General features: G+C 70.0%; 14 protein-coding genes. 9 read left to right on the forward strand and 5 right to left on the reverse strand.

Annotation, left to right across the window (positions count from 1 at the left end; genetic code table 11):
• The coding region (locus tag HMPREF0731_RS26210; protein ID WP_007005103.1) for a hypothetical protein at positions 1-312 on the reverse strand (312 nt) is incomplete at its 3' end.
• On the opposite strand from HMPREF0731_RS26210, the gene cyoA reads away from it, so the two are divergent.
• From cyoA to cyoD, 4 genes are read left to right on the forward strand one after another with little or no spacing between them, the layout of a single operon-like run.
• Positions 200-1,057 carry a ubiquinol oxidase subunit II gene (gene cyoA / locus HMPREF0731_RS15460; protein WP_245538350.1) on the forward strand — a complete coding sequence of 286 codons (858 nt, stop codon included), beginning with the start codon at positions 200-202 and terminating at the stop codon, positions 1,055-1,057. The two genes, HMPREF0731_RS26210 and cyoA, sit on opposite strands and share 113 nt — an antisense overlap.
• Before the next feature lie 4 nt (positions 1,058-1,061).
• Positions 1,062-3,050, forward strand: coding sequence for a cytochrome o ubiquinol oxidase subunit I (gene cyoB, locus HMPREF0731_RS15465; protein WP_007005105.1), 1,989 nt, complete (start codon positions 1,062-1,064; stop codon positions 3,048-3,050).
• Positions 3,051-3,052: 2 nt separating this feature from the next.
• The gene (cyoC, locus tag HMPREF0731_RS15470; RefSeq protein ID WP_007005106.1) at positions 3,053-3,691 is read left to right on the forward strand and encodes a cytochrome o ubiquinol oxidase subunit III; all 639 of its coding nucleotides are present in this window, start codon (positions 3,053-3,055) and stop codon (positions 3,689-3,691) included.
• 2 nt (positions 3,692-3,693) lie between these two features.
• Entirely contained in the window at positions 3,694-4,059 is a 366-nt protein-coding gene (cyoD, locus tag HMPREF0731_RS15475) for a cytochrome o ubiquinol oxidase subunit IV (protein ID WP_083854544.1), read from the forward strand.
• A 78-nt stretch (positions 4,060-4,137) separates the two neighbouring features.
• On the opposite strand, the gene HMPREF0731_RS15480 is transcribed toward cyoD, so the two are convergent.
• Both HMPREF0731_RS15480 and HMPREF0731_RS15485 read right to left on the reverse strand, forming a co-directional pair.
• The gene (locus tag HMPREF0731_RS15480; protein WP_007005108.1) at positions 4,138-4,962 is read right to left on the reverse strand and encodes an amidohydrolase family protein; all 825 of its coding nucleotides are present in this window, start codon (positions 4,960-4,962) and stop codon (positions 4,138-4,140) included.
• The gene (locus HMPREF0731_RS15485) at positions 4,959-5,381 is read right to left on the reverse strand and encodes an RbsD/FucU family protein (protein WP_040613597.1); all 423 of its coding nucleotides are present in this window, start codon (positions 5,379-5,381) and stop codon (positions 4,959-4,961) included. The genes HMPREF0731_RS15480 and HMPREF0731_RS15485 overlap by 4 nt, the downstream gene beginning before the upstream one ends.
• Positions 5,382-5,849: 468 nt before the next feature.
• Here HMPREF0731_RS15485 and proV point away from each other — a divergent pair, with 468 nt between their 5' ends.
• From proV to HMPREF0731_RS15510, 5 genes are all read left to right on the forward strand, one after another.
• Positions 5,850-7,082, forward strand: coding sequence for a glycine betaine/L-proline ABC transporter ATP-binding protein ProV (gene proV / locus HMPREF0731_RS15490; protein ID WP_211207943.1), 1,233 nt, complete (start codon positions 5,850-5,852; stop codon positions 7,080-7,082).
• 28 nt (positions 7,083-7,110) lie between these two features.
• The gene (locus tag HMPREF0731_RS15495; RefSeq protein ID WP_007005111.1) at positions 7,111-8,031 is read left to right on the forward strand and encodes an ABC transporter permease; all 921 of its coding nucleotides are present in this window, start codon (positions 7,111-7,113) and stop codon (positions 8,029-8,031) included.
• Between the two features lie 103 nt (positions 8,032-8,134).
• The gene (locus HMPREF0731_RS15500) at positions 8,135-9,010 is read left to right on the forward strand and encodes a glycine betaine ABC transporter substrate-binding protein (RefSeq protein ID WP_040613601.1); all 876 of its coding nucleotides are present in this window, start codon (positions 8,135-8,137) and stop codon (positions 9,008-9,010) included.
• An 81-nt stretch (positions 9,011-9,091) separates the two neighbouring features.
• Positions 9,092-10,081, forward strand: a complete 990-nt coding sequence (locus tag HMPREF0731_RS15505; protein WP_040613602.1) for an NAD(P)H-dependent flavin oxidoreductase — start codon at positions 9,092-9,094, stop codon at positions 10,079-10,081.
• 294 nt (positions 10,082-10,375) lie between these two features.
• Entirely contained in the window at positions 10,376-11,362 is a 987-nt protein-coding gene (locus tag HMPREF0731_RS15510) for a Bug family tripartite tricarboxylate transporter substrate binding protein (RefSeq protein WP_157136156.1), read from the forward strand.
• A 49-nt stretch (positions 11,363-11,411) separates the two neighbouring features.
• On the opposite strand, the gene HMPREF0731_RS15515 is transcribed toward HMPREF0731_RS15510, so the two are convergent.
• Together HMPREF0731_RS15515 and HMPREF0731_RS15520 are read right to left on the reverse strand one after the other, a co-directional pair.
• Positions 11,412-12,752 carry a globin-coupled sensor protein gene (locus HMPREF0731_RS15515; protein WP_007005115.1) on the reverse strand — a complete coding sequence of 447 codons (1,341 nt, stop codon included), beginning with the start codon at positions 12,750-12,752 and terminating at the stop codon, positions 11,412-11,414.
• Positions 12,753-13,048: 296 nt separating this feature from the next.
• Complete coding sequence (locus HMPREF0731_RS15520) at positions 13,049-13,822, reverse strand: cyclase family protein (RefSeq protein WP_007005116.1); 774 nt, start codon at positions 13,820-13,822, stop codon at positions 13,049-13,051.
• Positions 13,823-14,022 lie beyond the last annotated feature (200 nt).

Below are 14,022 nucleotides of genomic sequence, written 5' to 3' on the forward strand. Positions count from 1 at the left end.
CGCGGCGTCGCCCCGGCCAGGGACGTCCAGGAACAGCACAGGATGAAACCGGGCGGATCGCCCGGCCGGCGCGGCTGCGCCGCCGGTGGCGCCCTGGCGCGCCGCGCCCGCGAGGATGGGATCGAGGATGAGAGACACACCGGCAAGCGCCCGGCGGGGCTGGCGCCCCTGCCTGCCGCTCCTGCCCGCGCTGCCCCTGCTGGCCGGCTGCCAGCAGGGCGTGCTGGACCCCCAGGGGCCGATCGGACTGGCCGAGAAATCGCTGATGCTGACGGCCACCTGGCTGATGCTGCTGGTGGTGGTGCCGGTCATCGTCATGACCCTGGCCTTCGCCTGGCGCTACCGCGCCGGCAACCGCGCGGCGCGCTACGCGCCGGACTGGGACCATTCGGGACGGATCGAGGCGGTGGTCTGGGCGGTGCCCTGCGCCATCATCCTGGCGCTGGCGGTCATCACCTGGCGCGCCACGCATCAGCTCGATCCCTATCGGCGCATCGAATCCTCCGTGCCGCCGGTGAATGTCGAGGTCGTCGCGCTCGACTGGAAATGGCTGTTCATCTACCCCGACCAGGGCGTCGCCGCGGTCAACGAGATGGCGCTGCCCGTCGGCACGCCGGTGCATTTCCGCATCACCTCCGGCAGCGTGATGAACTCCTTCTTCATTCCGCAACTGGGCAGCCAGGTCTATGCGATGGCGGGCATGGTGACGCAGCTCGACCTGCTGGCCGACGCGCCGGGCGATTATGCCGGCCTCTCGGCCAATTACAGCGGCGCCGGCTTCTCCGACATGAAGTTCACCGCGCATGCCTCGGACCGCGCCGGTTTCGACGCCTGGGTGGCACGTGTGCGCGCCGGGGGCGGCGCGCTGGACGCCGCGACCTATGAACAATTGTCCAGGCCGAGCGAACGCGCGCCCGTGACGCATTACAGTCGCGTCACGCCCGATCTCTTCGCCGCGATCCTGCGCCGCAGCGCACCGGGCGGCATGATGGACCGGCCTCTCTCCACGACGGCCGCGCCCGCGCATCACGCGGCGCTGGCCGCGCCGAAGGAGTAACGCCATGCTGGGCAAGCTCACCCTCGAGGCCATTCCCTATCACGAGCCGATCGTCATGGCGGCGGTCGGCATGATGGCGCTGGCCGTGCTGGCGGTCGCGCTGCTGCTGACGCGGCAGCGCCGCTGGGGCTGGCTGTGGTCGGAATGGCTGACCTCGGTCGACCACAAGAATATCGGCATCATGTACATCATCCTGGCCGGGCTGATGCTGCTGCGCGGCTTCGCCGACGCGCTGATGATGCGGCTGCAGCTGGCCCTGGCCTCGGGCGGCGGCGCCGGCTACCTGCCGCCGGAGCATTACGACCAGATCTTCACCGCGCATGGCGTCATCATGATCTTCTTCATGGCGATGCCCTTCATCGTCGGCCTGATGAACCTGGTGGTGCCGCTGCAGATCGGCGCGCGCGACGTGGCCTTCCCCTTCCTCAACAATCTCAGCTTCTGGCTGACCGCGGCGGGCGCGATCCTGGTCAACATCTCGCTCGGCGTCGGCGAGTTCGCGCGCACCGGCTGGCTGGCCTATCCGCCGCTCTCCGGGCTCGACTACAGCCCCGGCGTCGGCGTCGACTACTATCTGTGGGCGCTGCAGATCTCCGGCCTCGGCACGCTGCTGGCCGGGGTGAACATGATCGTCACCATCCTGCAGATGCGCGCGCCCGGCATGACGATGTTCCGCATGCCGATCTTCGCCTGGACCTCGCTCTGCGCCAACATGCTGATCGTCGCCGCCTTCCCGATCCTGACGGTGGTACTGGCGCTGCTCGGGCTCGACCGTTACGCCGGCACGCATTTCTTCACCAACGAGGCCGGCGGCAACGCCATGATGTACATCAACCTGGTCTGGGCCTGGGGCCATCCGGAGGTGTACATCCTGATCCTGCCGGTCTTCGGCGTGTTCTCCGAGATCGTCTCGACCTTCTCCTCCAAGCGCCTGTTCGGCTACCACGCCATGGTCTGGGCCACGGTCTGCATCACCGTGCTGTCCTTCATCGTCTGGCTGCACCACTTCTTCACCATGGGCTCGGGCGCCAACGTCAATGCCTTCTTCGGCATCACGACGATGATCATCTCGATCCCGACCGGGGTGAAAGTCTTCAACTGGCTGTTCACCATGTATCGCGGCCGGGTGCGCTTCGACACGCCGGTCCTGTGGACCATCGGCTTCATCATCACCTTCGTCATCGGCGGCATGACGGGGGTGCTGATGGCGCTGCCGCCGGTCAGCTTCGTGCTGCACAACAGCCTGTTCCTGATCGCGCATTTCCACAACGCCATCATCGGCGGCGTGGTGTTCGGCTGTTTCGCCGGCTTCACCTACTGGTTCCCGAAGGCCACCGGCTTCCGCCTGCATGAGGGGCTGGGCCGCAAGGCCTTCTGGTGCTGGATCGTCGGCTTCTACCTGGCCTTCATGCCGCTCTACATCCTCGGCTTCCTGGGCATGACGCGGCGGCTGAACCATTCCGACAACCCGCTCTGGCAGCCCTATCTCTACGTCGCCGCCTTCGGTGCCCTGGTCATCCTTTGCGGTATCCTGTTCCAGATCGCGCAGATCGTCGTCAGCATCCGCCAGCGCGAGAGCCTGCGCGACCTGACCGGCGACCCCTGGGGCGGGCGCACGCTGGAATGGGCCATCGCCTCGCCGCCGCCCTTCTACAATTTCGCCGAGACGCCGCAGGTGCGCGACATCGACGCCTATTGGGACATGAAGGCGCAGGGCCTGTCGCCGAAGCGGGAGGATTTCCACCCGATCCACATGCCGAGCAACACGCCGACCGGCATCGTCATCGGCGGCTTCAGCGTCGTGCTTGGCTTCGCGCTGGTCTGGCACATCTGGTGGATGGCGGGGCTGGGGTTGGCCGGAATGGTGCTCTCCGCCATCACCCATTCCTGGTTCGAGCATCACGGCCATGAGGTGCCGGCGGCGCTGGTCGCCCGCACCGAGGCGGCGCATGCGCGGCGCATGCAGGCCGGCCACACCCTGCAGGAGGCCTGAGCATGTCCGCCCACACTTTCGAGATCGAGCATCTCGGCACCGACACGCCGGCGCAGAGCCATTCGGCCGCCGAGGCGCAGGCCCATGCCGGGCCGACCGTCGCGCTCGGCTTCTGGATCTATCTGATGAGCGACTGCATCCTCTTCGCGGGGATCTTCGCCACCTATGCGGTGCTCAGCCACGCGACCGCCGGCGGGCCGGACGGCCATGCGCTGTTCGACCTGCCCTATGTCTTCACCGAGACGATGATCCTGCTGGCCAGCAGCATCACCTATGGCATGGGCATGCTCGCGGCGGTGCGCGGCCGGCGCCGCGTGGCGCTGTCCTGGCTGGGGCTGACGGCGCTGCTCGGCCTCGCCTTCCTGGCGATGGAGCTGAACGAGTTCCACCACATGATCGCCGAGGGCGCGGGGCCGGACCGCTCCGCCTTTCTCTCCGCCTTCTTCACCCTGGTGGGAACGCATGGTCTGCATGTCACGGCCGGGCTGCTCTGGCTCGGCGTGCTGATGGCGCAGGTCGCGGTGAAGGGGCTGAGCGACACCAACCTGACGCGGCTGAACTGCCTCAGCATGTTCTGGCACTTCCTCGACGTCATCTGGATCGGCGTCTTCACCATCGTCTACCTGCTGGGAGTTCTTTGAGCATGCTGGCCTCCCGCCATCCGGCCCGCCCGGGGCCCGACCCCGCCGCGGCGCAATCGGCGCATGCGCATGGCGACGCGCTGGGCTATCTGCGCGGCCTGCTCTGGTCGCTGGCGCTGACGGCGCTGCCCTTCGCCATCGTGCTCGGCGGCTGGCTGCCGCGCGAACTGGCGGTGCCCGCCGTTCTGCTCCTCGCCGTCGCGCAGATGGCGGTGCATCTGGTGTATTTCCTGCACCTGCGCACCGCGCCCGGCGAGCGCTGGACGCTGATGGCCTTCCTGTTCACCGCCGTGGTGGTCGGCATCGTGGTGATCGGCTCGCTCTGGGTGATGCAGAATCTCGACGCCAACATGATGCCGGGCATGTAAGCCGCCCAGCGCCGCGGAGAGCCCGCTTCCTCGGCCAGCGCGTCGAGGGGGCGGCGCAGCCGCTGCTGCCGCTCGCGCTCAGCCGAGGCCGTAGAAGCGCCGGGCATTGCCGCCCAGGATCGCCGCGCGCGCCGCTTCCTCCAGCGGTGCCAGCAGATGATCGGTCAGGTCCAGCCAGCGCGCATAGGGCGCGGCGAGTTCGAGCACTGGCCAGTCGCTGCCCCAGATCAGGCGCCCAGAGCCGAAATGCCGCAGCAGATGCGCGACCCAGGGGCGCAGCGTGTCGGCATCGGCGCCGGGAGGCGCCTCGGTCAGCAGGCCGGAGAGCTTGCAGTGCAGGCCAGGGCAGGCGGCGGCACGGGCCATGTCGCTGGCCCAGGGCTCGAACGTCCCGGCGCGGATCGGTGGCTTGGCGGCGTGGTCGATGACCATCGGCAGGTCAGGATGGCGCGCCACCAGCTCCGGCAGCAGCGGCAGGTGATGCGGCAGGACCAGCAGGTCGAGCCGCAGCCCGGCCTCCTGCATGGCGTGCAGGCCGCGCGCCACATCGGCGCGCAGGATCCAGTCCCGTTCGGGGATGTCCTGCAGCATCGGCCGCAGCCCCTTCAGCAGCGGGTTGCGCGCCAGTGCCGTGATGCGCGCCGGCGCGTCGGGCGCGGCGAGGTCCGCCCAGCCGACAACGCCCCGCACCAGCCCGCCGGACTCCCGTGCCTGGCGCAACAGATACTCCGTCTCGCCATCCGAATCATCCGCCTGCACCAGCAGCGTCGCCGTCACAGGGCCAAGAAGCGGGCGCAGATCGGCCAGCGCGACATCGCGCCGCAGCGGCGAGTCCGCGCCAATCCAGCCATAGCCAGGGCGTGACAGATCCCAGATGTGGTGGTGCGCGTCGATGCGGTTCATGCGACCACGCCCTTGGTCAGCAGCAGATTGCCATAGAGGCGCCGCTCGCCGGTCTGCACGATGGCGAAGGCGCGCTCCGCCTCGGCATAGAAGGCGTGGCGCTCCAGCGGGGCGGGGGGTCGCAGCCCGTGTTGCGCCAGCACATCGGTGAAGGCCCGCACCGCTTCCGGCACCGCCGCCGCATCGTCCACCACCTGCATGCTGCGCACCGGATGCGCGATGAAGTCGTCGATCGGCAGCACGCTGAGAATGGCGCGCAGCACGGCATCGGCCGGCACGCCTGGCAGGCGCAGCAGGCGGCGCGCCCGCGCTGCGGCGGGGAAGTTGGCGTCGGCGAGCACGACACTGTCGCCATGCCCCATGGCGCAGAGCGTGTGCAGCAGGTCGGGCGTCAGCAGCGGGTCGAGGCCCTTCAGCATGGCGGTCTTCTCCCTGGCGCTGGCCCGGTCGCGGCCAGGTGGCGCAACCCGAGCATGGGCGTGGCGTTGTCTGCCCGCAAGCATGGCAGTCCGCGCGCCACCTGCGGCGATGCCGGCAGGGTGGCGGATGAATGCTCCGCGATGCGGAAAAGACCATACTCTGTTCGATGCAGCATCAAGATCAGAAATGTAGCAGCGCCATGAGAACTTCGCTGCCGTGTATCCGCACATATTCTCATGGAATGCGGCAAGTGATCGGGCGTTGATTGCATTTCTGGGGAGAATGTGAACGGTCGATTTGCTCGTCAGGCTGGACAATTCGATCCTGACGCTCTAGACCGGTGCCAACTGAGCCGGCGGCTCCACAGATTTGTGGCTTTTTCAGGGCGCGTCCGGTGCCCGCCGCCTGACCGAAACCCTATGGAGGTGGTGTCGTCCCCGAAGGCGGGCGGCAGGCCAGAGGACGCAATGGAACCCACAACCCCGATGGGCGGCGACGCCCAGCCGCCGGTGAAGATCGCGCTCCGCAACGTCTTCAAAGTGTTCGGCGACCGGCCCGACGCGGCGGTCGAGATGGTCCGCCAGGGCCGCGGCAAGGACGAGATCCTGGCCGAGACCGGCTGCACGATCGGCGTCCGCGACGCCAGCTTCGACATCCATGCCGGCGAGATCTTCGTCATCATGGGGCTCTCGGGCTCCGGCAAATCCACGCTGCTGCGGCTGATCAACCGGCTGATCGAGCCTTCCGCCGGCAGCATCCTGGTCGAGGGCCAGGACATCACCCGCATGTCGCCGGCCGAGCTGATCGCGCTGCGCCGCCGCGACATGAGCATGGTCTTCCAGTCCTTCGCCCTGCTGCCCAATCGCAGCGTGCTCGACAACGCCGCCTTCGGCCTCGAGGTCGCCGGGGTGAAGGAGGCCGAGCGCCACGCCAAGGCGATGGCGGCGCTGGAGGGCGTCGGCCTGGCCGCCTATGCGCAGAGCCGGCCGGACCAGCTTTCCGGCGGCATGAAGCAGCGCGTCGGCCTCGCCCGCGCCCTGGCGAGCGAGCCCACCGTGCTGCTGATGGACGAGGCCTTCTCCGCCCTCGACCCGCTGATCCGCGCCGAGATGCAGGACGAGCTGCTGCGCCTGCAATCCGAGCACAGCCGCACCATCGTCTTCGTCAGCCACGATCTCGACGAGGCCATGCGCATCGGCGACCGCATCGCCATCATGCAGCATGGCGAGGTGGTGCAGGTCGGCACGCCGGACGAGATCGTGACCAAGCCGGCCAATGACTATGTCCGCTCCTTCTTCCGCAATGTCGATGTCAGCCAGGTGTTCCGCGCCGGCGACATCGCGCGCGAGACGCAGGTGACGCTGATCGAGCGCAAGGGCCTCGCCATCCCGGCGGCGCTGGAGCGCATGCGGCGGCACGATCGCGACATCGCCATCGTCGTCGGCCGCGACAAGAAGTATCACGGCATGGTCAGCGCCGAATCGCTCGCCCGCGCCGCGCGCGGCGGCGAGGCCGACCCCTATCACCGCGCCTTCCTGCCCGAGGTCGAGCCGGTCGATGCCGGCGAGACGCTCTCCGAGGTGATGGGCCGCGTCGCGCAAAGCCCCTTTCCCGTGCCGGTGGTGGATGCGTCGCGCCGCTATGTCGGCTCGATCAGCAAATCCGCCCTGCTGATGACGCTGGACCGCTCGGGCAACTGAGCCCGCCCACCGCACAAGGACCATCTCCATGCTGGATCTCGAGCTGCGCGTCGGCGAGGCCGCCGATGCCGCCGTCAACTACATCCTCGACCATTTCACCCCGGCGCTGGACGGCATCGCCGCCGCCATCGGACTGGTCACCGGCGCGCTGCGCGGCGCGCTGGTCGGCATGCCGGAGCCCGCCGTCATCGCCGTCATCGCCCTGCTGGCGCTGTGGCGGGTGGGCTGGAAGTTTTCCCTGTTCGCGCTGGCCGCGCTGCTGCTGATCGACGGCATGGGCCTCTGGGTGCGCATGATGGAGACGCTGTCGCTGGTCCTGGCGGCCACCGGCTTCGCCATCCTGGTCGGCGTGCCGCTCGGCATCGCCATGGCGCGCAGCGCCTGGGTGCAGGCCGTGGCGCGCCCCGCGCTGGACCTGATGCAGACCATGCCGGCCTTCGTCTACCTGATCCCGGCGGCGATGTTCTTCGGCCTCGGCGCCGTGCCGGGCACCATCGCGACCGTGATCTTCGCCATGCCGCCGGTGGTGCGCCTGACCAATCTCGGCCTGCGCCAGGTGCATTCGGAGTTCATCGAGGCCGGCCTCGCCTTCGGCTGCACGCCGACGCAGCTGCTGCTGAAGGTGCAGATCCCGAACGCGCTGCCCTCGATCATGGCCGGCATCAACCAGACCATCATGCTGTCGCTGTCGATGGTCGTCATCGCCTCGATGATCGGCGCCGGCGGCCTCGGCAACACGGTGCTGACCGGCATCCAGCGCCTCGATGTCGGCACCGGCTTCGAGGGTGGCCTGGCGGTCGTCGTGCTCGCCGTGCTGCTCGACCGCATCACGCAGAGCTTCGGCCAGGGCCGCCCCGGCCTCGCCACCACGCTGCGCCAGGCATTGGGCCGTGGCGCCGCGGCGCCGCAGGCCGAGACCGTGCCGGACGGCGAGCCCCGCCGCGCCTGACCCCGGACCGCACGCGACGCAGGACACCGGCCGCGCCGCGTGCGGCCGAGCGCCCGCCCTGCGCCTCCCCTTCCGCTTCTCCCTGTCCACGAAAGGATTCCGCATGATCGGCAAGCGCGCCCTTCTCGGCCTGACGGCGACCGCCGTCACCACCACCGCCCTCGGCCTGTCCGCCCCGCGCCTCGCCCGTGCCGCCGGCACGGTGAAGTTCGGCTTCGCCCCCTGGGCGGATGCCGAGTTCATCACCCGCCTCGCCGCGCGGCTGACCGAGCAGCGCCTCGGCACCAAGGTGGAACTGGTGCAGACCGATGTCGCGCCGCTCTACCAAGGGCTGACGCGCGGCGATGTCGACGCCATGCTGATGTGCTGGCTGCCGCAGACCCATGCCGATTACTGGTCGCGCGTCGAGGGCCGCGTCGAGCGCCTTGGCGTGCTCTACAGCGGCGCGCGCCTGGGCTGGGTGGTGCCGGCCTATGTGCCGGAGGCCGAGCTCGGCTCCATCGCCGATCTCGCCAAGGCGGATGTGCGCGGCAAGCTCGGCGGCCGCATCCAGGGCATCGAGCCGGGTGCCGGCCTGACCCGCCTGTCGCGCAAGACGATCGAGGAATACGGCCTCGACTACACGCTGCAGGAATCCAGCGAGGCCGCGATGCTCAGCATGGTCGAGCGCGCCATGCGCCGCGAGAATTGGGTGGTGGCGACGGCCTGGAGCCCGCACTGGATGTTCGGCAAGCATGATCTGCGGTATCTCGCGGACCCCAAGGGCACGCTGGGCGGGCAGGAGGAGGTGCTGGCGCTGGGCCGGCCCGGCCTCGGCGAGCAGCAGCCGGAGCTGGCGCGCTTCCTCTCCCGCCTGAACCTGCCGCTGGCCGAGCTGGAGAGCGCCATGCTGGTGGCCCAGGAAAAGACCCCTGGCGAGGCCGTCGAGGCCTATATCAGCGAGCACGGTTCGCGCATCGAGGGCTGGTTCCGCGCCTGACCACCGCCCGGGCGCCGCGGCTTGAGCGGCGCCCGGTTCCGCCGCACACTCCGGGCCAGGAGAAACGTCCTGGAGTTCGGCATGACCCTGTTGCACGGCCTGAAGGGGCGGCTGCGCCTGCCGCTGATCGGCTCGCCCCTGTTCATCATCTCAGTGCCGGAGCTGGTGGTGGCGCAATGCCGCGCCGGGGTGATCGGCAGCATGCCCTCGCTCAACGCCCGCCCCGCCGAGCAGCTCGATGACTGGCTGTCCGAGATCCGCGAAAGGCTGGCCGCGCATGACGCGGCGAATCCCGACCGCCCCGCGGCGCCCTTCGCCATCAACCTGATCGTGCATCGCTCGAACGACCGGTTGGAGCAGGACCTGGCGCTCTGCGTGAAGCACCGCGTGCCGCTGGTCATCACCTCGCTCGGCGCCCGGCCGGAGGTGTTCGAGGCGGTACACAGCTATGGCGGCCATGTGCTGCACGATGTCATCAACCAGACCTTCGCGCACAAGGCGGTGGAGAAGGGGGCGGACGGGCTGGTGCTGGTCGCCGCCGGGGCCGGCGGCCATGCCGGAACGCAAAGCCCCTTCGCCCTGCTGCAGGAAACCCGCCGCTGGTTCGACGGGCCCGTCGCCCTGTCGGGGGCCATCGCCAGTGGCCGCGGCATCCTGGCGGCCGAGGCGATGGGCGCCGATTTCGCCTATCTGGGCAGCGCCTTCATCGCGACGGAGGAGGCGCGCGCCGTGCCGGACTACAAGCAGATGCTGGTCGAGGCCGGGGCGGAGGATATCGTCTACACCAACCTCATCACCGGCGTGCATGGCAACTACCTGAAGCCCTCGCTGCGCCGCGCCGGGCTGGACCCGGAGAACCTGCCCGTCTCCGACCCCAGCGCCATGGATTTCGGCAGTGACCGCAAGAAGCGCTGGAAGGAGATCTGGGGCGCCGGGCAGAGCGTCTCCGGCATCGACGCGGTGCGCCCCGCCGCCGACCTGGTCGGGAAGCTGCACGCCGAATACTGGGCGGCGCGGCGCGCGCTGGGGGCGGCCTCGCCGCTGCTCAACCCGGCCTGGGCGCCCGCCTAGACCCATTCACATTCAGGATAAGAGAAGCAGGCCGGGAAAGGAATTCCCCGGACCCCTTCTTTTTTCTGCAAGTTTGGTGGCTGTGGCAGGCGTCCGGCTTTTCAGGCCCAGACCGGGGCGCACGCCGCAGCGCCCACCCAAAACCGAAAAAAAGAAGAAGGGGTCTGATGGGAATTCATTCCCCTCACCTTTCTTCCTTTCCCCCGGATGCTGGACAGCGGCCGGCGCAGGAAGCGCTTGGCCTGCCGCCGCGCCGCCGCCATGCTGATGGCAAGCAAGACAGGGGAGGGGATCATGTCGCGATCGACAGGCATCGGGCGCCGCCAGGCGCTGGGGGTGGCGCTGGGCGCCGGGGCGGCGCTGGCCGGTGCCGGCGCCGCGCGGGCGCAATCCGGCGGCATCACGCTGGTGGTGCCGACGGCGCCCGCCGGCACCACCGATTTCGCCGCCCGCCTGCTGGCCGAGCCGCTGTCGCGCCAGCTTGGCCAGACCGTGGTGGTGGAGAACAAGGCGGGGGCCAATGGCGCGCTGGGCACCCAGGATGTGGCGCGCGCCCGCCCCGACGGCACCCGGCTGCTGGTGCAGTATTCGGGCTACCACACCGGCACGCCGGCGCTGCTGCCCAATCCCGGCTATGACGTGAAGCGCGACTTCGCCGCCGTCTCCCTGCTGCTGGAGGCGCCGCAGGTGATCTTCCTGCACCCCTCGATCCCGGCCACCGACCTGGCCGGGCTGATCGCCTATGCCAAGGCGAATCCGGGGCAGCTGAACTACGCCTCCGCCGGCACCGGCTCGCTGCAGCATCTGGGGACGGAGCTGCTGAAGCTGCGCAGCGGCGCGCAGATGGTGCATGTGCCCTATCGCGGCACCGGACCGGCGACGCAGGATTTGGTGGCCGGGCGGGTGCAGATGATGATGACCACGCCGCCGCCGCTGATGCCCTTCGTGCGCGATGGCCGGCTGCGCGCCATCGCCATCACCGCGGCCGAGCGCCACCCGGCTTTGCCGGAGGTGCCGACCCTGGCCGAGGCGGGCATGCCGGATCTGGAGGTGATCGGCTGGTTCGCCGTCTTCGCCCCCGCCGGCACGCCGGAGCCGGTGCTGCGGCGGCTGACCGAGGCCTGCAACGCCGTGGTGGACAGCGCCGAATTCCGCCGCCGCGCCGGGGAGCAGGGCGCCATCATCCGCATCCAGCAGCCCGAGGCGCTGCAGGCGCGGGTCGAGCGCGAGTTGGCCGAATGGACCCAGCTGGTGCGCGAGGCGCGCATCCAGCCGGATTGAAGCCCAACGCCCCCCACCCGGCCGGGCGGGGGGGGGGGCGCCGGCTGCCTCAGGCGCGGCGCAGATTGTCGAGGAACTGCCCGACCGCCTGGTTGACCGTGCCGCTCTGCTGGTTGAGCTCGGCGGAGCTGCGGCTGAGCGTGCCGGCGATCTGGCGCGTCTCCTCGGCGCGCTGGCCGACCTCCTGCATCAGGTTGCTGACGCGCTGGTTGCCCTCGGCGGCCATGCGCGCGCTGCGGGCGATCTCTGCGGTGGCCGAGCCCTGCTCCTCGACGGCGGCGGAGATGCTGGAGACCACCTGGTTGATGCCGTCGATGGTGGCGGCGATACCCTGGATGGCGTTGACCGCGTGGCCGGTCGCGGCCTGGATCTGGCCGATCTGCTGGCTGATATCCTCGGTCGCCTTGGCGGTCTGGGTGGCGAGGTTCTTCACCTCGGACGCCACGACGGCGAAGCCCTTGCCGGCATCGCCGGCGCGCGCCGCCTCGATCGTGGCGTTCAGCGCCAGCAGGTTGGTCTGGCCGGCGATGTCGCTGATCAGCCGCACCACCTCGCCGATGCGCCCGGCGCCCTCGGCCAGGGCCTGGACGATGCCGTCGGTGCGCCGCGCCTCGGCCACCGCCTGGGCGGCGATGGTCGCGGACTGGCTGACCTGGCGGGTGATCTCGTTCACCGAGGCGGAAAGCTCGTCGGCGGCGGCGGCGACGGTCGCCACCTCGCCCGAGGCGGCCCGGCTGGCGCCCGACACCGCCTCGACATTGCGCAGCGACTGCTCGGCGCTGCCGGACATGGTGCGCACCGCCTCGTCCATCTGCCGCACCGCCTGGCCGATGGCGCCGATCGCGCCCTGCACGCGGCCCTGGAAGTCATTGGCCACGTCATTCATGGCGGCGCGCTGGCTGGCCTTCTCCGCCTCGGCATAGGTCTCCAGCAGCACTTCGAGATCCACCCAGGCGGCGCGGTTCAGCGCCCGGCGCAGCGCCAGCCCCTGGTCCTTGCGGGCGAACCAGCCGCCCTTGGCGGGCATCGTGTCCAGCTCGGCATAGATGGCGTTGATCACCGTGGCGTGGCAGATGGTCACCGCATAGCCGGGCACGCCATGCTTGTAGAAGGCGCTGGCCAGGGCGCGGGCAGACTCCATGAAGCCATCGCCGAACTGGCCGGAGGCGACGCGCACCCAATGCGCCACGCGCACCTTGTGCACCTCGGGCTTGCTCAGCGCCTCGCGGATCTCGGGCCAGGCGGACAGCTCGGCATGCAGCGCGACCAGCAGGGCGGGCAGCCGCTGCTGCGCGAACTCCGAGAGACCCTGCAGCGCGGCCACATCCTCCTCGGTCATGCGGAAAACGGCGAAGCGCCGCTTCTGCTCGGGGGTGAGGATCTGGGACATGCAGGGGTCTCCAGCAGGCGCCGGCGCGCGGCGCGGCTGGCCCGGCCACGGTCAGGCGTCGATCCCGGGCGCAGCGCGGGGCCCGGCCAAGCAACACCCTAAACCAAATCGCCTCGATGATTCCACGGAAAAGTGTAGTTCATGAATTGTTGAAATATAAGATGTCCGAAAAGCGGAAAATCGAGTAATAAATTGTTAGCTTTATACTATTGGCGCGAGAAGGCCGCCACCCCAGCACGCCAGGCGCGCGGCGGCGGCCAGCCCCGCCATCCCGGGTTGCGCGAGGCGCGCCCGGCTCACGCCTCCAGGATCGCCACCGCCCGCGTCCAGCCGGCCGAGGCGCCGCGGATCTTCACCGGCAGGCAGGAGACCAGGAAGCCCTTGTCCGGCAGCGCCTTCAGCCCGTGCAGCTTCTCGATCTGGCAATAGCCGGCCTCGCGCCCCGCCTTGTGGCCCTCCCAGATCAGGCTGGCATCGCCGGTCTCGGCATAGCGGCGGGCGGTGTGCAGGAAGGGGGCGTCCCAGCTCCAGCCATCGGTGCCGACCACCCGCACCCCCTGGCGCAGCAGGTGCAGCGTGCCCTCGCGCCCGACGCCGCAGCCGCGATGGATGTAGTCCGGCTGGCCGAAGGCGGCGCCGGCCGAGGTGTTGAGCAGCACGATCTCCAGCGGCCGCAACGTGTGGCCGATGCGCGCCAGCGCGGCATCCAGCTCCTCCGGCGTCACCACATGCCCGTCCGGCAGGTGCCGGAGATCCAGCTTCACGCCGGGCTGCAGGCACCAGTCCAGCGGCACCTCGTCGATGGTGATGGCGCGCCGCCCGCCATCCATGGTGCTGTGGTAGTGCCAGGGCGCGTCGAGATGCGTGCCATTGTGGGTGGACAGGCGCAGCGTCTCCACCGCCCAGCCCTCGCCCTCCGGCAGATCCTCCGGCCGCAGCCCCGGGAACAGCGAGGCCACCAGCCCCGCCGTCTCGCGATGCGTCTGGTAGGTGATCTCCAGCCGCTGGATCGGCGGGTCGGCGGGCACGTCGTTCTCGATCGGGATCGACAGGTCGATGATGCGGCGCATGCGGCGTCCTCCCCAGGGCGTTGGCGGCCCGCCCGGCATGGACCGCGCGGCGCCGGCGCGCCAGGATTTCCTGCGGCGGCGCCGCGCCAGGATTTCTGGCGTCGCCGCCTCAGCCGGGCAGGCGGCGCCGCACCCCCTCGACATGGGCGCGCATCTCGGCCGCCGCGGCCTCCGCGTCGCCGGCGGCGATGGCGGCGGCG

The organism is Pseudoroseomonas cervicalis ATCC 49957 (assembly GCF_000164635.1).
Taxonomy (GTDB): Bacteria; Pseudomonadota; Alphaproteobacteria; order Acetobacterales; family Acetobacteraceae; genus Pseudoroseomonas; species Pseudoroseomonas cervicalis.